Annotated in this window: 14 protein-coding genes and 1 pseudogene; 7 read left to right on the forward strand and 8 right to left on the reverse strand. The window is 70.9% G+C overall.

Features of this window, described 5'->3' with window-relative positions; translation table 11 throughout:
• Nucleotides 1–18: 18 nt before the first annotated feature.
• Together ABZ297_RS00140 and ABZ297_RS00145 are read right to left on the reverse strand one after the other, a co-directional pair.
• Nucleotides 19–852: a carbohydrate ABC transporter permease gene (locus ABZ297_RS00140; RefSeq protein WP_355336970.1), complete on the reverse strand. Its 834-nt coding sequence runs from the start codon at nt 850–852 to the stop codon at nt 19–21.
• The gene (locus ABZ297_RS00145; protein WP_355336972.1) at nt 849–1,736 is read right to left on the reverse strand and encodes a sugar ABC transporter permease; all 888 of its coding nucleotides are present in this window, start codon (nt 1,734–1,736) and stop codon (nt 849–851) included. The genes ABZ297_RS00140 and ABZ297_RS00145 overlap by 4 nt, the downstream gene beginning before the upstream one ends.
• Nucleotides 1,737–1,934: 198 nt before the next feature.
• Between ABZ297_RS00145 and ABZ297_RS00150 the strand changes: the two genes are divergently transcribed.
• From ABZ297_RS00150 to ABZ297_RS00175, 6 genes are read left to right on the forward strand one after another with little or no spacing between them, the layout of a single operon-like run.
• Nucleotides 1,935–3,227 (forward strand): sugar ABC transporter substrate-binding protein, encoded by a 1,293-nt coding sequence (locus tag ABZ297_RS00150; protein WP_355336974.1) that lies wholly within the window; start codon nt 1,935–1,937, stop codon nt 3,225–3,227.
• Entirely contained in the window at nt 3,211–4,209 is a 999-nt protein-coding gene (locus tag ABZ297_RS00155; RefSeq protein WP_355336976.1) for a Gfo/Idh/MocA family oxidoreductase, read from the forward strand. The genes ABZ297_RS00150 and ABZ297_RS00155 overlap by 17 nt, the downstream gene beginning before the upstream one ends.
• Entirely contained in the window at nt 4,209–5,801 is a 1,593-nt protein-coding gene (locus tag ABZ297_RS00160) for a heparinase II/III family protein (RefSeq protein WP_355336978.1), read from the forward strand. Before ABZ297_RS00155 ends, ABZ297_RS00160 begins: the two co-directional genes overlap by 1 nt.
• Complete coding sequence (locus ABZ297_RS00165; RefSeq protein WP_355336980.1) at nt 5,785–6,522, forward strand: amidohydrolase family protein; 738 nt, start codon at nt 5,785–5,787, stop codon at nt 6,520–6,522. The genes ABZ297_RS00160 and ABZ297_RS00165 overlap by 17 nt, the downstream gene beginning before the upstream one ends.
• Entirely contained in the window at nt 6,519–7,325 is an 807-nt protein-coding gene (locus ABZ297_RS00170) for an amidohydrolase family protein (protein ID WP_355336982.1), read from the forward strand. The genes ABZ297_RS00165 and ABZ297_RS00170 overlap by 4 nt, the downstream gene beginning before the upstream one ends.
• Nucleotides 7,304–8,650, forward strand: coding sequence for a transcriptional regulator (locus tag ABZ297_RS00175; RefSeq protein ID WP_355336984.1), 1,347 nt, complete (start codon nt 7,304–7,306; stop codon nt 8,648–8,650). Before ABZ297_RS00170 ends, ABZ297_RS00175 begins: the two co-directional genes overlap by 22 nt.
• A gap of 15 nt (nt 8,651–8,665) precedes the next feature.
• On the opposite strand, the gene ABZ297_RS00180 is transcribed toward ABZ297_RS00175, so the two are convergent.
• Genes ABZ297_RS00180 through ABZ297_RS00200 form a run of 5 tightly spaced genes read right to left on the reverse strand, consistent with a single transcriptional unit; the run spans nt 8,666 to nt 13,515 of the window.
• Entirely contained in the window at nt 8,666–9,406 is a 741-nt protein-coding gene (locus ABZ297_RS00180; RefSeq protein WP_355336986.1) for an SIS domain-containing protein, read from the reverse strand.
• Nucleotides 9,403–10,659, reverse strand: coding sequence for a hypothetical protein (locus tag ABZ297_RS00185; RefSeq protein ID WP_355336987.1), 1,257 nt, complete (start codon nt 10,657–10,659; stop codon nt 9,403–9,405). Before ABZ297_RS00185 ends, ABZ297_RS00180 begins: the two co-directional genes overlap by 4 nt.
• Nucleotides 10,656–11,564, reverse strand: coding sequence for a BadF/BadG/BcrA/BcrD ATPase family protein (locus ABZ297_RS00190; protein WP_355336989.1), 909 nt, complete (start codon nt 11,562–11,564; stop codon nt 10,656–10,658). The genes ABZ297_RS00185 and ABZ297_RS00190 overlap by 4 nt, the downstream gene beginning before the upstream one ends.
• Nucleotides 11,565–11,577: 13 nt before the next feature.
• Complete coding sequence (locus ABZ297_RS00195; protein WP_355336991.1) at nt 11,578–12,654, reverse strand: AraC family transcriptional regulator; 1,077 nt, start codon at nt 12,652–12,654, stop codon at nt 11,578–11,580.
• A 9-nt stretch (nt 12,655–12,663) separates the two neighbouring features.
• Nucleotides 12,664–13,515: a fumarylacetoacetate hydrolase family protein gene (locus ABZ297_RS00200; protein ID WP_355336993.1), complete on the reverse strand. Its 852-nt coding sequence runs from the start codon at nt 13,513–13,515 to the stop codon at nt 12,664–12,666.
• Between the two features lie 115 nt (nt 13,516–13,630).
• Here ABZ297_RS00200 and ABZ297_RS00205 point away from each other — a divergent pair.
• Nucleotides 13,631–14,824: pseudogene (locus ABZ297_RS00205) on the forward strand (aminotransferase class III-fold pyridoxal phosphate-dependent enzyme); the annotation flags it as partial.
• Here the strand turns inward: ABZ297_RS00205 and ABZ297_RS00210 are convergent.
• A complete protein-coding gene (locus ABZ297_RS00210) occupies nt 14,795–15,814 on the reverse strand; it encodes an EamA family transporter (RefSeq protein ID WP_355336995.1) in 1,020 nt (339 codons plus the stop codon). The pseudogene ABZ297_RS00205 and the gene ABZ297_RS00210 sit on opposite strands and share 30 nt — an antisense overlap.
• Nucleotides 15,815–16,115 lie beyond the last annotated feature (301 nt).

Consider the following 16,115-nt stretch of genomic DNA (forward strand, 5'->3'; position numbering starts at 1 on the left):
GGGGGGTGGTGCGCGGTGTCAGCCTTTCACCGCACCGCGCATGCCTTCGAGTACGTGACGTTGCATGATCATGAAGAAGACGACGACCGGCAGGATCGAGATCACCGTGCCGGCCGCGAGGCTGCGGATGTCGGTGCCGGTGATACCGGCGAGGTAGGCGATCCCCAGCGCGATGGGGTACAGCGCGGAGTCCTTCAGCACGACCATCGGCCAGATGAAGCTGTTCCACACCGAGATGAAGCCGAAGACGCCGAGGATGGCCAGGGTGGGACGGGCGGCGGGGAGCATGACGTGCCAGAAGATGCGCAGCTCGTGGCAGCCGTCCGTCCTGGCGGCGTCCACCACCTCGCGCGGCACCCCGGCGAACGTCTGGCGTAGCAGGAAGATCCCGAAGGCCGAGAGCAGGCCTGGCAGGATCACTCCCAGGTAGCTGTCGGCCATCCCGATCTGGGAGACCACCAGGAACCTGGGCAGCAGCATGACCTCGCCGGGCATGAACATGGTGGCCAGGATCGCGAAGAAGATCAGGCTCCGGCCGCGGAAGTCCATCTGCGCCAGCGGGTAGGCGCACAGCGCCGACACGAGGATGTAGATCGGCACCATCACGGCGACCAGGAGCACCGAGTTGAGCAGGTAGCGCGGGAACGCGATGGCCGTCCACGCCTCCTTGGCCCAGGTGAGCACCGGGGGGCGGGGGACGATGTCGGGCGGGAAGGAGAAGACGGCCTGGCCGGCCGGCTTCAGCGCGGCCGACAGCAGGATCAGGAAGGGGCCGACGAATACCAGGGCGATCGCGGTGAGCAGGACGTACATGCCCACCCGGCGCATCCACCAGCCGAGCCTGGGGGTCAATGCCCGACCTTCTTTCCCCGGGTGAGCCGGTAGTTGAGGAGGGCCATGACGATCAGCAGGGCCCACAGGACGAGCCCGACGGCGCTGGCGTAGCCCATGTCGTAGTTCTCGAACGCCTCGGACCAGATGTAGTAGCCGAGCATGAGCGTGGCGTCCTGCGGCCCGCCCTTGGTCATGACGAACACGGTGGTGAAGGCCTGCATCGCGTCGAGCATGGTCATCGTGATCGTGACCGCGACGTAGGGCGCCATGAGCGGCACGGTGATGCGGCGCATGCGGTGCCAGGGGCCGGCGCCGTCCACCCTGGCGGCCTCGTAGAGGTTCGCCGGGATGGTCTGGAGGCCCGCGAGGTAGATCATCATGTAAACGCCCATGCTCTTCCAGCCCTCCACGAGGATCAGCGCCGGTAGCGCCCAGGTGGGGTCGAGCAGGTACTGGATGGGCTCGTCGAGGAGGCCGAAGCCGGTGAGCAGCCAGTTGATCACGCCCTGCTGGTGGAAGACGTAGTTCCAGGCCACCGCCACCGCCACCATCGAGGTCACGACGGGCAGGTAGTAGAGCATCCGGAACGTCCTGATCCCCGGCAGCTTCTGGTTGACCAGCACGGCCAACGGCAGCGGGAGCACGACGAGCAGCGGGAACAGGCCGGCCAGGAACAGCAGCGAGTTGCGCAGGGCCGTCCAGAACCGGGTGTCGCCGAGGATCTTGACGAAGTTGTCCAGCCCGGCGAAGACGGGCGGGCTCACCCCGTCGTAGTCGGTGAACGCGAGCTGGAGCGCGGTGACCGCCGGCCAGGCGAAGAAGACGCCGAACAGAACCAGGGCCGGGATCGGGAAGAGGTACGGCGTGTACCAGCGCTGCCCCGGGATCCGGCTGGTGGTCATCGGCGTCACATCCCTCGATTTCTAATAGTGATGTCCTAAGAATCGATAAGGGCTGGCCAGAATTTGGACGCAGCCTATAGACGGCTGATCGAGACCGTCAAGGTCCATGTGGACGCAAGTCTTGACGCCGAAGGCGCTGGCCTGGCATGGTGCCGAAAGGAAATATTAGGGACGGCCGTAATCCTCAGGAGGTTCGCGATGATGAGGAGAAGTGCCTTACCAGCAGGCGTGCTCGCGCTGGCCCTCGTGACGTCCGGCTGCGTCGCCGGCACGTCGGGCGGCTCGACCGCGGCAGCCGACGACCAGCCCTTCGAGGGCGAGGTCGAGTTCTGGACGATCAACCTGAAGAAGAACTACAGCGCCTACATCGACGGGCTGATCGCCCAGTACCAGAAGGACCACCCCAAGGTCAGGGTCAACTGGGTGGACGTGCCGGGCCAGGACATCGCGACCAAGCTGCTCGCGGCGGTCGCCAGCGGTGACGTCCCTGACGCGGTCAACCTCACCTCCAGCGACCTCGGCAGGTTCGTCCCGTCGCTGAGACCGCTCGACGACACCTTCAAGCCCGCCGACCTCGCCGACTACCAGCCGAACCTCCTCGAGCCCCTGCGCGTGTCGGGCAAGCTCTACGCGGTGCCCTGGTACAACGGCGGCACGCCGGTGGGCATCTACCGCAAGTCCGTCGTCACCAAGGCCGGCTTCGACCAGAAGGCCCCGCCGAAGAGCTACGACGAGGCCCTCGCGCTGGCCGACAAGGTCTACGAGGAGACCAAGGTCTACGGCACCAACGACATCCCCGGCATCAACATCGCCTCGGTGCTGCGCTACTACGGCGTTGAGCTGCTGTCCGCGGACAAGAAGAAGGCCGCGTTCAACACCCCGGAGGTCGCCGGACTGCTCGACCGGTTCAAGAAGAGCTACGACAAGCACGGCATCGCGCCCGGAGCCGTCTCCAAGGACGTCCGCAGCTTCCCGCAGAGCCTGGACAACGGCCAGCTCGCCCTGTCAGCGAGCACGTTCGCGGCGACGCTGCTCAACATCCAGAAGAACGCCCCGGATGTCTACAAGGACCTTCTCGTCACCGAGCCCGTCCAGACGAAGACCGGCGGGTACCTGCTCCTCGCCCAGCAGACCTTCGCCATCCCCAAGGCGTCCAAGCACCAGCGGGCCGCGGCCGAGTTCATCAAGTTCTTCACCAACGGCGCCAACCAGCTCGCCTTCTGCAAGCTCGTGCCCATCTACCCCTCGACGATCTCCTCGACGAAGGACGCCTTCTTCGCCGGCGGCGGCGGCGACGACCCGATGGACGTGGCCCGCCAGGTGATCGTCAAGGGGCTGCCGAAGCTGGAGTACACCCCGCTCGGCACCGCCAAGGACACAGAGCTCGGGGAGGCGCTGGCCGAGGAGGTCAGGGCCTTCCTCCAGGGATCCAAGAGCGCCAAGGAGGCGCTCGACGCCGCAGAGAAGCAATGGAATGACGCACTTGCCTAAGCTCAGAATCGGGATCGTCGGGGCGGGGATCATGGGCCGCGGCCATGCCGAGGTCCTGTCCGCCCATCCCCATGCCGAGATCACGGCGGTCGCCCGCCGCGCCCTGGACCACGCTCAGGACGCGACCGTCTACCCCGGCTACCGGGAACTGCTCGCCTCGGGCACGGTGGACGCCGTGTCGATCACCACGCCCGACCACCTGCACGCGGACGTGATGGTGGCGGCCGCGGAGGCCGGCGTGCACATCCTGGTCGAGAAGCCGTTCACGACGACCGTCGAGGACGCGGACCGTTCCGTCGCCGCGATCCGGCAGGCGGGCGTGACCGCGATGTGCCTGTTCAACCACCGCTGGGTGCCCGCCTACGCGCAGGCCAAGGAGCAGATGGAGCTGATCGGCGAGCCGGTCGTGGGCTACGCCCGCAAGAACGACACGATCCACGTGCCCACCGAGATGATCGGCTGGGCGGACCGGACGACCTGCGCCTGGTTCCTGTCCAGCCACGACATCGACCTGGTCACCTGGCTCTACGACGACCACGTGGCCGAGGTGTACGCCACCGCCCGGCATGGCAGGCTGCGCGGCATGGGCATCGACACCCCCGACGCGATGCAGATCCAGGCCCGCTTCAGCCGCGGCGCCGTCGCCACCTTCGAGTCCGGCTGGATCTACCCGAACACCTTCCCGACCATGGTCGACAGCTACGTCACCGTGGTCGGCGAGTCGGGCGTCATCCAGCTCGACCGCCAGAAGGAGAACATCCAGCTCGCCACCGAGAAGTCCTACGCCTACCCGCGGAACATGCTCCAGCGGGTGGTCCACGGCGTCCCGGCCGGCGCCTACCGCGACGCGATCCACCACTTCGTCGACTGCGCCCGCACCGGCGCGGAGCCGCTGATCAGCGTGGAGAGCTCGCGGCACGTCACCGCCGTGCTCGCCGCCGCGCACGAGTCCGCCCGCACGGGACTGCCGGTGAAGCTCTGATGTCTGTGGAGAAGGCGCCGCACGTCGATCCCACGCGGATGCGGCACATCACCGACGGCGCGCTCCTCGAAGCGCTCGGCACGCCGAGCGTCGCCGAGGCCAGACCCTGGCGGCGGCGGCAGCCGGTACCGGCTGCCCTCGGCCCGGAAGGCGCGGACGCGCTGCTCGGGATCGAGGTCGACTTCCTCGACAAGGGCCACGGCCGCTCCCAGCTGTACGGCTTCCACTACCTGCGCTGGATGTCCCCGCTGATCACGGCCTATGCCGAGACCGGCGACCCGCGCTACGCCGCCGAGTGGGACCGCCTGTTCCGCCAGTGGTACGCCGGCCGCGACCTGGTCCAGGGTGACTGGCCGGGGCTGGACGTGGTCTGGTACTCCCTCGGCGTCCGCGCCCGCGCGATGTACGTCACCGAGGCGCTGGCCGTCTTCGCCGACGAGCCCGCTCTGAGCGACGACTGCTGGCTGCAGATGATGAAGACGGTGCTCGGCGGCGCCCGGTGGTCCGCCGAAGAGCACGACGCGTTCAGGCACGGCAACTGGCAGTTCGTCACCGCCTGCGAGCTGCTCCACACGTCCAGGGTGTTCGCCGGCCTGCCCGAGGCGGCGCAGTGGGCGGAGCTCGCCATGGCGCGGGTTCTGGAGCATCTGGAACGCGACGTGCGCGCCGACGGCGGGCACCACGAGCGCTCGCCCGGCTACCACGGCATGTGCCTGGAAGGTCTCGAACGGGCCGCGGCGGTCGAGCCAGGGCTGGCCGGGCATCCGCGCTACCAGGCCATGCACCACTGGCTGGCGGTGCTCGCGACGCCCGGCGGCTGGGTGCCGCACCTGCAGGACAGCGGCGTGGTCTGGCCGGAGCACGTCCGCCCGATCGAGGGGTCGCACAACCTGGAGGCCAGCGGGTACGCGACCTTCCGGGCGGGCGGCTTCCACACCGTGGTCAACTACGGCCCGTACGTCGGGCACGAACTGGAGCCGCACAGCCACCACGCGGCCCTGGACTTCGTGCTGTCAGGCTGGGGCGTGCCGCTGGCCTGGGAGGCGGGCGGCCCGCCGTCCTACGACGACCCCGGCTACTACGACTGGTACCAGGCGACCAGGGCGCACAACACGCTGCTGGTCCCCGGCGAGGAGTACACCGAGGACCGCAGGGCGGCCTGTGACCTGTTCTCCGTCTCGGCGGAGGCCGACGTCTTCGCCGGGCACCATCACGGCTACAGCAGGCGGCACGACCGCCGGATCGTCTTCGTCAAGGGCGAGTCGCCTTACTGGGTGATCACCGACCGGATCGACAGTGAGGCGATCTGGCAGGTCCACGGCCTGTCGCCGTGGGCGCGGCACGAAGGCGGGTACGCGGGCACGCGCGGTCCGGGGATCCTCGTGGTGCCGCTTGAGCCGCCCGACGAGGTCCTGTTCGGCACCGGCCCCGCCAGGATCCCCGACCCGCTCACCAGGACCGCCGAGTACGGCGAGATCCACTCGCTCGGCCTGCGCCGCCACGACGGCAGGTTCATCGTCGGGATCTTCCCCTACCGCGACGAGCCCCCCACGATCCCCGAAGAATGGACGGTTCATGCTGATCGACGCTGACGCGATGCTCGGCCGCTACCCCCGCAGGGACGTCGGCACGGGCTCGATCACGGAGGCGCTGGCCAGGATGGACCACTACGGAATCGCTGAGGCCGTGGTGAGTCACACCCTGTCGTGGCTGCACGATCCCGCGACAGGCAACAGGGAGCTGCTCGACCTGGTCGCGGGGGAGCCCAGGCTGCGTCCGTGCTGGGTGATGCTCCCCGACACCTGCGGCGAGACGGGCACGCCCGCCCAGTTCGTGGCCGCCGCGCTGGAAGGCGGGGTGTGCGCCGTCCGCGCCTACCCCGCCGACCACGGCTACGACCTGGCGGGCAGGGACGCGTCCACGATGCTCGGCGCGCTCGCCGAGGCCGGGCTGCCGTTGCTCGTGGACGCGCCGCAGCTCGGCTGGCCCGCCGTGGAGGCGATCGCCTCCGCGCATCCCCGCCTGCCCGTCGTCGTCGGCGCGCTCGGTTACCGCCTGCTCAGGCAGGCCGCCGGGGTGCTGGCCCGCACCGACAACGTCTACCTCGGGCTGGCCAACCTCTCCTCGCACTGCGGTCTGGAGTGGCTCGTCGAGCGGTACGGGGAGCGCCGCGTCGTCTTCGGCACCGGGGCACCGCTCAGAGATCCGGCGGAGGCGGTCACCCGGCTGCTGTGGGCAGAGCTGGACGACGGCGCCGTGGCCGCCATCGGCTCCGGCACCCTGCTCGGCCTGCTGCGGTTGGAGGCCGCGTGAACGCGCTCACGTCCGCGCTGTGGGGACGGCGCCCGCAGACCAGCGTGCGGATCGTCGACGCCCACGCCCACAGCGGTCCCTACAGCCTCTTCTTCATCCCCGACGCGGGATCGGACGCGATGGTCAGGGTGATGGACCGGTGCGGGGTGTCACACGCGGTCATCTCCAGCCACCTGGCGATCCAGCTCGACGCCGCGGCGGGGAACGCGGCGACCGCCGCGGTGGTCGATCGCGCGCCAGGCCGCTTCACCGGTTACCTGACCGTCAACCCCTGGCAGGACCCTGCGGGAGAGCTCGAGAAGTGGGGCTCCGACCAGCGCTTCGGTGGCATCAAGCTGCACCCCGACCTGCACGACTACCCGCTCACCGGCAGGCGCTACGCCCCGGTGTGGGAGTTCGCGCAGCGCACCGGCTGCCCGGTGCTCACGCACACCTACGACGGCTCGCCGTACAACGACCTGCCCATGGTGGACGAGGTCGCGGCCGGCCACCCCGAAGTGGTGCTCCTCGCCGGCCACTCCGGCGCCACCCCGCTGGGTTTCGAGGCGGCGATCGAGGTGGCGCAGCGGCGTCCGGGGGTGATGCTGGAGGTGTGCGGGTCCTTCAACAGCGGCGCCGACATCGTCAGAATGGTCAGGGAGGTCGGGGCGGAGCGGGTGGTGTACGGGTCCGACTTCCCGTTCATCGATCTGCGGATGTCGCTGGGACGGGTAATCTTCAGTGGCCTCGCAGAGGAGGACCGGGCGGCGGTGCTCGGGGGAACGATGACCCGCCTGCTTCAGTGGAGATCCGGACTGGGGTGATCAAGATCATGGATCGGCTGCGTTCCGAGACACGGTCCAGGGTGGCGATCGGGGTCGTGGGGCCGCACGATCTCGTCGAACAGATCATGATGATCGGTGCCGACCTTCCCGCCGCCGCCGACTGGCGGCTGGTCGGCGCGCCGCACGCCGAGGAGCACGAGACCTACGAGAAGTTCTCCAAGATCGCTGACAGCATCGACGTGGTGCTCTTCACCGGGCCGCTCCAGCACGACCTGGCCAGGCAGGCGGGCGAGCTGCCCGTCCCGGCGACGTTCGTGCCGATGAGCGGTGCCAGCCTGTACGCCAGCCTGCTGCGCGGGGTGCTCACCCAGGGCGTCGACCCGGCCAGGGTGAGCATCGACTCGCTGCCGGCACCCGACGTGGACGAGGCGTACGGCGAGATCGGGGTGAGCACCCAGGGCGTCCACCTGTCGGAGTACGACCAGCCGGAGTCGGCCCGCGGTTTCCTCGGCTTTCACGAGCAGCTCTACCGGCAGGGCGCGACCACCGCGGCGCTGACCACGATAAGGAGCGTCGCCAAGAAGCTGACGGTCGCCGGGGTGCCGACGCTGCGCATGCTGCCGACGTCCCACACGCTGCGCCTCGCGCTCAACACCGCCGCGCTGCTCGGCACGGGCAGCAGGCTGGAGGACGCGCAGATCGCCATCGTGGTGGTGGAGCTCGCCGCCTCGGCCAGGCCCAGCTACTCGGGTCCCGGCAACTACTGGCAGCAGGAGCTCAAGCTGTCACTGCACCAGTCGCTGCTGGCCGATGCCAGGCTGATGGGCGCGACCGTGGTGCCGAGAGACGAGAACAGCTACGTGGTGACCGCCACGCTGGGCGCGCTCGGCCAGGCCACTGACGGGTTCAGGGTGGCGCCGTTCATGGACAGGATCCGCTCCGACACGGGCGTCGCGGTCGAGGTCGGCATCGGCCTCGGCAACACCGCCAGAGACGCCGACGCCAACGCCCTGGTGGCCGTCGAGAAGGCCCGCAACGCCGGCGCTGCGGCGGCCTACCTGGTGGGCGGCGACGGCACCGTCCTGTCGCTCCCGGTCCGCAGGCGCAGGCGCCCCGATATGGAGCCCGCGGTCACCACCAAGGCGGCCAAACTCCTGGAACGCCTGGTGGAACGCCTGGATGACGGTCCCGACGCGATGGTGGTCGACGCCGAGATCGTGGCCGATGTCCTGTCGATCGCTCCGCGCAGCGCGCGCAGGGTGCTCCAGAGCCTCGCGGAGGAGGGTCTGGCCTGGCCCATGCCTCCGGTCAAGGGCGCCCAGGCGGGTCGGCCTCGCCAGCCGTACCGGCTCGTGAAGGGGTAGGGGTTCCGGCTCGCGCTAGGCGTCGCCGAGGCGGACGCGCCGGCCGTACGTCTCCAGCAGCCCGTCGTTGTACGCGTCCCCGCCGGGGGTGTTGGCGGATCTGAAGACGGGCGGCGTCTCGCCGGCGGCGAGGAAGTGGCCCGCGACCTCGGCGACCAGGAGCTGGGCGATCAGCACGCCGGTGAGGTTCGAGACCGGGCAGACGGCGCCGCCGCCGGGCAGGGGCAGGGTCGCGTCACCGTACGGCGCGCCGTTGTCGATGACCACGTCGGCCAGGTCGGCGAGCCGCTGCGGCGCGGCCACCTCGGCGGTGTGCGTCCGCGAGGTGATGGCGATCATCGGGTGCCCGCGCTCCGTGGCCAGGCGCGCCATCTCGACGATCGCCGCGTTGCCGCCGGAGTTCGAGATGATCACGAAGACGTCCTGGGGCCGGATGTCGGCCAGCTCCCAGATCCGCCGGGCCAGACCGGGCTCGCGCTCGATCTTCGGATCGAGGATGTCCCGTGGCGAGGCGTCACCGTAGTAGGCGACGTCGCGAATCCCCAGCTGATTGACGGGCACCAGCCCGCCGGCCCGTCCCACGAGCTCCAGCGCGACAGATCGCGAATGCCCGGTGCCGAACGCCTGCAGCACCCCGCCCGCCCGCAGCCCGTCGAAGACCACTCGACCGGCCCGCGCGACCGCGTTCCGCTCCACGCTGAGCACTCGCTCCACGGCCGCCCTGGCGACCTGCGCGTACGCACTCTGGTCGATCACATCTCCTCCAGTAGGTGTAGTGCCGTCTCGGCGAGCAACTCGGCGCTGCCAGGGGCCACCTGGCTGGCCAGGACCTCGTACTCGGTGCGCTCGTAGGCGTCGATCGTCGGCAGGTAGCCGGGGTAGCCGTTGACGTAGCCCAGCACGACCGTCGGCCGCCCTTCCGCGTCCGGCCCCCGCCGTTCTTCCGCGATGCTCTCGCCGACGGCGAGGAACGGTTCGCCTGGCAGGCCCACCAGCGCGAGGTCGCCCAGACGGGCGACGTTCACGTCCGCGCCGATCGGGGCGATGCCGCCGGTGCGGGAGTGCACGCCTTCCAGCCTGCTGCGGGCCAGACGGGTGGCGACGGGGTCGCCTGAGGCCTGGGCCTGCTCGAAGGCGGTCGTGAGCGTCGCCAGGTCCGCCGGCGCGTTGGCGCGGGCCAGCGTCACGCGCCGCGAGGACCAGCTGATCCTGGACGTCGCGGACCACGCGCGGGCCGGGCGGCCCTGGAGTAGTTCGAGGCAGCGGTCCGCGACGATCGCGCCCAGCCGGTCCAGCTCCGCCGTGTCCTGGCCGTTTCTGGTGTGGCGGGTGCTGATGTCGCCCGCCGCGCCGGTGGCCACCACCACCCACACGGCCGGTCCGAGCCGCGTCTGGAGGCTCCTGCGTACGGCCCCGACCAGGTCGGCGCTGGCCAGGCGGTTGGCCGCGGGCAGCACGGTGGGGTGCACGGGCAGCACCACCAGCACCCCCGCGAGCCGCCCGGCGTCCCGCACGGCGACCAGGTCGAGTGGTACCACGGCCGCCGCCGACGGCCTGCTCCGATCGGCGCCGACCCCGTGCAGGTCGCCGCGGTACACCTCGCCCTCGCCCGGCTTCTCACCGTCGATCGCCTGCTGGACGGCGGCTCGCGTCGCCTCGACGATCCGCTCCAGCCACGCCTCGGGCGTCGGCCCGCCACCGGGCACGCACCCGGTCTCCGGCCCCGCGTGGGTATGGCTGGCCGCCAGCCACAGCCCGCACCCGCCCGCTCGCGAGCCCGGCTGGTGCGGGCGGCTCAGGGCCCGTCTGGCCTGGGCGGCCAGGTCCTCGTTGACGCAGATGACGTCGGCGGTGGCCAGCGCGAAGCGGCGCTCGCCGTCGAACCAGGTGATCGCGGAGACCCGCAGCGGGTCGAGGTGGCCCGTGGAGGGGCCCGGGCGGTCCAGATAGCCGCCCATCGGGGTGCCCTCGGGAACCGTCAGGTCGGCGCTGCCGTAGCCCGCTCTCATCGTCGCACCGTCCTGATCAGCGTTCGGTAGGGGCCGGGGTCGTCGGCGGCGGCCAGCAGGGCGGCGCCCGCGAGGCTGTCACCGGCCGCCGGCTGGAGGCGGGCCTGGGGGAGGAGCGCGGCCAGCTCCGTCTTGAAGCGGGCCCGTAGCGTGGGGTCGCGCAGCAGGCGGCCGGTCCACGCGACGGGAACCGGCGTGCCTTCAGGGAAGCCGCGGGCGGCGGCGGCCACTGTGGTCGCCAGCTCGCGGGCCGCCTCCTCGACGATGGCGCTCGCCGTACCGTCGTCGGTCAGTTCGAGCACGTGCACGGCGAAGCGGGCCACCCGCGCCACCGCGTCCGGCGACAGGTAGAGCTCCGCGGGCAGCTCGGCCAGGTCCCCGAAGACCTCACGGGCGTGCTCGGTGAGCGGGCCCGGCTCGGCACGGCCGTCGAACCCCCGGTACGCCGCGTCGAGACCGCGGCGCCCGATCCAGAACCCGCCACCCGCGTCGCCGTAGAGGTGACCCCAGCCGTCGACCTGCCGCGTGGCGGGTGGGCGACCCGAGCGGGTCGGCTCGGTGGTCACGGCCAGGGCGATCGCGCCGGTGCCCGCGGCCAGTACTACGCCCGGGGCACCGGAGAAAGCGCCCGCGTGGGAGGTGACCACGTCGGTTGTGATCATTACGCGGCGGGCCATCTGGAGGAGGCGGCCGGCCAGCTCGTCCGGGTGGTCCAGGATCGTCGTCAGGCCCAGGCAGATCGTGTCGAGCTCGCCCCAGCCCGTACCGATCCGCCCCAGGACGGCGTCCGCCGGGGAGCCTTCCGCGTAGGACAGGCCGGGGGTTTCGCGGATCTCCTGGACCTGGCCGCGTACCGAGAGGCCGAGTCGTAGGCCGGTCTGGCCGCCGTCGATCGCCAAGTCCATGCAGTTCACCCTATTACGGTCCTGGCCGAAATCTGGTTCGGCGGTATTCGGTGGGGGAGCAGCCGACGTGCCGGCGGAACGCGCCACGCAGGGCCTTGGCGCTCGGATAGCCGGTGTGCGCGGCGACAACGTCGATGGGGAGGGCCGAGGTGGCGAGGAGCCTGCGCGCGTGTCGCAGGCGCAGGCCGGTCAGATGGCGGAGGAAGGTCGTGCGGCGCTCCTCGGCGAACAGGTGCGAGATGTAGAACGGGCTCGCGCTCACGGCCTCCGCCACGGTCGCCAGGCGCAGCCCCGGATCGGCGTAGTGGTCGGCGAGGTACGCCTCTGCCAGCGCCAGGACGTCGCGGCGCGCGGGCGGCGGCATCAGCCGCCCGAGCGTCTCCCGCAGCCAGATGTGCAGGTAGGAGCGCTCGTGGATGTCGCCGACCGTGATGATGTCCTCGATCGGCAGCCGGGCGCACGCCTCCACCCAGTCCGTCGATCCGTCGGCCAGCCTGGCCCGGTTGGCCACGTCCACCACGAACAACAACTCTCCGATGAGCCAGTTGCGCAGCGTCTGCGGGTCCACGTCGCGCTCGCGGGCGCACCTGTCGACCCAGCCGGCCAGCAGCCCGGCCGCGCCGTTGCGATCGCCGGCGCGGACCCGTCTGGTCAGCTCCTGCTCGATCCGGACGGGCGGCGTCACGGCGACCCTGTCGCACGGCGGAGACGCGATCACCTGGTCGCCCCCGAGCACGAGCTTGTAGTCGTTGACCCGCCTGGCGTCCCGCTCGGCCGCGCCGTGGCCCAGGCTGGGCGCGCCGAGGCTGACCGTGGCGGTCCACGCCGTCTCTCGGACGATCCGGGCGCGCACCTCCTCCGCCAGCGCCGCCGCCTCGGACATCAGCGCCTCCGGGTCGGCCCCCGTCAGCAGGACCAGCCACTCCTCCGGCGGCTGCGGACGGTAGGTCGTCCCGGGACGAGCGCTGGTGGCCGCGCGCACCGCCTGGTCGGCGTGCCGGAGCTGGCGGCGCGCCCACGCCCGTCCCCGGGCCTGTTCGGACGCCACGAAGTCGTCGATGTCCACCAGGGCAGCCACAGCGTAGGTCATGCCCCCACTTTAGGCGGACCGAAATTTGACCGTATTTACCAACGTCCCGACTCCTGCCACTGTGGCCCGCATGGTGTCGCCGTCCTTGAGCGGGGCGATGCCGGCGATGGTTCCGGTCGCGATGAGGTCGCCGGGCATCAGCGTCATCCCGTTGGACAGGTCGGCGATCAGCCGGGGGAGGCCGAAGACCATCTGCTTGGTGTTGGCCCGCTGCCTGATCTCGCCGTCCACCTCCAGCGTCAGCTCCAGGGCCTGCGGATCGGGCACCTCGTCCACGGTGGCCAGGTAGGGGCCCGTCGGCGCGAAGGTGTCGAACCCCTTCGACTGGTCCCATGGCACGTTGCGGGAGATGTTGGCCAGTTGCAGGTCGCGGGCCGTCATGTCGTTGATCACGGTGTATCCGGCGACGGCCTCGCGCCACCGCTCCTCGGGCAGGTCCCTGGTGACCTTGCCGACGACCACGGCCAGCTCCACCTCGTGCTCCAGGTGCCGGGTCCGGGCGGGGGCGACGACCGGTCGGTTGTGCCCGGTGAGCGCGGACGGCGGCTTGAAGAACAGCACCGGCTCCGGCGGCACCTCCATGCCGCTCTCCTGCGCGTGCGCGAGGTAGTTCAGCGCCAGGCAGCAGATCTTCGTGCAGGTGGCCACCGGCGGTTCGAACAGGACCGCCGCCTCATCCAGCGTGGGGCCCGCAGACCAGCGCCGATCCACCAGCTCGGTGAGTCGTTCGAGCCCGTACGAGTCCAGTGCGGCCACGGGGTCGTCGCCGAGGCCGGTCAGGCTGAGCAACTCACCGCCCGCGCGCCTGGCCACCAGTTCGACCGGGTCAGAGGGGGTACGCCGAATGCGTCCAAGAAACATGCCTGCAAGCCCATCAAGGGCCCGCAACCTCCACAAGCACCGAAATTTGCGCTGACGACCCGCTTCTTGCCCTCTTTCTTGTCGCCAGGCGGTATGTCACCGTTTGATGGTCGCCATGACCCGGACTCTGGACGTCAGCCGCGACCTCTACGCCACCGCCCAGCGTTTCATCGCCGGCGGCGTCTCCAGCGACGCCCGCCGCACAGCCGGCGTCCCGCTCTACGTGGACCGGGCGGCGGGGGCGCGGCTCTGGGACGTGGACGGCAACGTCTACCTCGACTACGTGCTCGGCCAGGGCCCCGCGCTGCTCGGCCACTGCCCCGCCCCGGTGGTCGAGGCGGTCACCGCGCAGGTGGCCCGGGGCATCGTCTACTCCGCCCAGCATGCGGCGGAGGCCCGGGTGGCCGAACGGCTGTGCGCCATGGTGCCGTCGGCGGAGCGCGTCCGTTTCAACACCGTGGGCTCCGAGGCCGCGCACGCCGCCTGGCGGCTGGCCCGCGGCTACACAGGACGTCCCAAGATCCTCAAGTTCGAGGGCCACTACCACGGCTGGCTGGACCCCGTCCTCTACAGCGTCCACCCGTCCCTGGACGTCGCGGGCCCGGCGGATCACCCCCTCGCGGTCCCCGGCACGGCAGGCCAGCCGCCCGCCGCCGACCTGGTGGTCTGCCCGTGGAACGACCTGGACGCGCTCACCCGCCTGATGGACGAGCACGCCGGCCAGATCGCCGCGGTCGTCGCCGAGCCGGTGCTCTGCAACACCGGCGCCATCGAGCCGGACCCCGGCTACCTCCAGGGGGTCCGCGACCTGTGCGACCGGCACGGCAGCCTGCTGATCTTCGACGAGATCATCACCGGCTTCCGGCTGGCCCCCGGCGGCGCCCAGGAGTACCTCGGCGTCAGCCCGGACCTCTCGGTCTTCGGCAAGGCCATGGCCGGTGGCATGCAGGTGTCCGCGCTGGCGGGGCGCGCCTTCGTGATGGACGCCATCTCCTCGGGCAAGGTCGCGCACGCGGGCACCTTCAACTCCCAGCCGGTCGGCATCGCCGCCGCCGAGGCCACCCTGCGCATCCTCGACGAGCAGCGGGACGAGGTGTATGGCACGCTCTACGCCCGCGGCCAGGAGCTCATGCGGGGCCTGCGCGAGGCCGCCGCCAAGGCGGGTGCCGCCATGCTGGTGGACGGCCCGGGCCCGGTCTTCCAGACCTACTTCACCGACGCCGCGGCCGTGCGTGACTACCGTGACTTCGCCAGGACCGACCGCGCCATGATGGCCCGGCTACACGCCGCGCTGCTCGAGCGGGGGGTCAACATGGTCCCGCGCGGCCTGTGGTTCCTGTCCACCGCCCACACCGAGGAGGACATCGCCGCCACTGTCGACGCCTTCGCGGGCGCGCTGCGGTCGCTTCCGCTCGGTTGAGATCACCAGTGCCACCCCGACCAGGATGATCAGCCCGCCCGTGATCACCTGCACCGTGATCGGCTCGTGCAGCACGAGCGCCCCGAGCGAGACCGCCACGGCGGGGTTGACGTAGGCGTAGGTCGAGACGAGCGAGATGGGCGCGTTGCCGAGCAGCCACGAGAACGCCGTGAACCCGATCAGGGACCCGACCAGCACCAGGTAGGCCAGCGCCAGCCACGACCGGGTGGCGACCGCCGAGGGGTCGAGCCGCTCACCGAGACCGGTGCCCAGCACCGCCAGCCCGACGCCGCCCACGAGCATCTCGACCGCGCTCGTGGCGAACGGGTTGGCGGGCATCGCGATCCTGCCCGACAGGAAGGAGCCGACCGACCACGACACCGAGCCGAGCAGCACGACCACGATCCCCACCGTGTTGGCGCCCTCGCCGCCGGTCAGCGACAGCGCGGCCACCCCGGTGAGCCCGACCAGCACCCCGGCGAGCGTGAGCACCTTCGGACGGTCGCGCACGGCGAACCTGAACACGACCAGCCAGAGCGGCACGGACGCCACCAGCAGCGCGGCCAGCCCCGTGGAGATGTACTGCTCGGCCACCGCGAGCATGCCGTTGCCCAGCGTCAGCAGCAGCACGCCGGCGACCGCGGCGCCGAAGAACTCCCGGCGCGACATCCTGAACGCCGAGGGCCCCGACCGCAGCAGCAGGATCACGGCCAGCAGCGCCGAGGCGGCGATGAACCGCATGGACCCGCTGAGCATGGGCGGTATCGACTCGACGGCGATCCCGATGCCGAGGTACGTCGATCCCCACACCACGTAGACGATGGCGAGGGCGCCCCAGACCGCGAGCGAGGTCTGGCGGTCAGCAGTGTTCGGTCCCATGGCTGGTGACAATACTGGTCGACACCGACATTCCACCCGCCGGGATCGGACCTCGCTCTGGGCGCGGGAGGGCTTCCGGTGGAGACGGCCGAGGGGATCACCCGCCGCCCGGTCGACGCCCTCACCGCTCCCGTGTCGGGCGTCGCCTGCGCCTGCTGAGGATTGGCGCCCCCGTCCGAAACGCGTCGATCGGGGGCGTCCGGGACCATACCCTTAATCCCCGCTGTCAACCAACTACGGCACAAATGTCAGCGCACCTTTCGCCACAATTCGGTGCGATCAGGTCAAATGCCCATCAGGT

The sequence above is a fragment of the Nonomuraea sp. NPDC005983 genome (genome assembly GCF_040614375.1).
Lineage (GTDB): Bacteria > Actinomycetota > Actinomycetes > Streptosporangiales > Streptosporangiaceae > Nonomuraea.

Bases quoted from the DNA above. Each gene is read 5' to 3' on its own strand.
- ABZ297_RS00145 (WP_355336972.1), bottom strand. From the start codon at position 1,736: ATGACCACCAGCCGGATCCCGGGGCAGCGCTGGTACACGCCGTACCTC.
- ABZ297_RS00150 (WP_355336974.1), top strand. From the start codon at position 1,935: ATGATGAGGAGAAGTGCCTTACCAGCAGGCGTGCTCGCGCTGGCCCTC.
- ABZ297_RS00155 (WP_355336976.1), top strand. From the start codon at position 3,211: ATGACGCACTTGCCTAAGCTCAGAATCGGGATCGTCGGGGCGGGGATC.
- ABZ297_RS00160 (WP_355336978.1), top strand. From the start codon at position 4,209: ATGTCTGTGGAGAAGGCGCCGCACGTCGATCCCACGCGGATGCGGCAC.
- ABZ297_RS00165 (WP_355336980.1), top strand. From the start codon at position 5,785: ATGCTGATCGACGCTGACGCGATGCTCGGCCGCTACCCCCGCAGGGAC.
- ABZ297_RS00185 (WP_355336987.1), bottom strand. From the start codon at position 10,659: ATGAGAGCGGGCTACGGCAGCGCCGACCTGACGGTTCCCGAGGGCACC.
- ABZ297_RS00190 (WP_355336989.1), bottom strand. From the start codon at position 11,564: ATGGACTTGGCGATCGACGGCGGCCAGACCGGCCTACGACTCGGCCTC.
- ABZ297_RS00195 (WP_355336991.1), bottom strand. From the start codon at position 12,654: ATGACCTACGCTGTGGCTGCCCTGGTGGACATCGACGACTTCGTGGCG.
- ABZ297_RS00200 (WP_355336993.1), bottom strand. From the start codon at position 13,515: ATGTTTCTTGGACGCATTCGGCGTACCCCCTCTGACCCGGTCGAACTG.
- ABZ297_RS00210 (WP_355336995.1), bottom strand. From the start codon at position 15,814: ATGGGACCGAACACTGCTGACCGCCAGACCTCGCTCGCGGTCTGGGGC.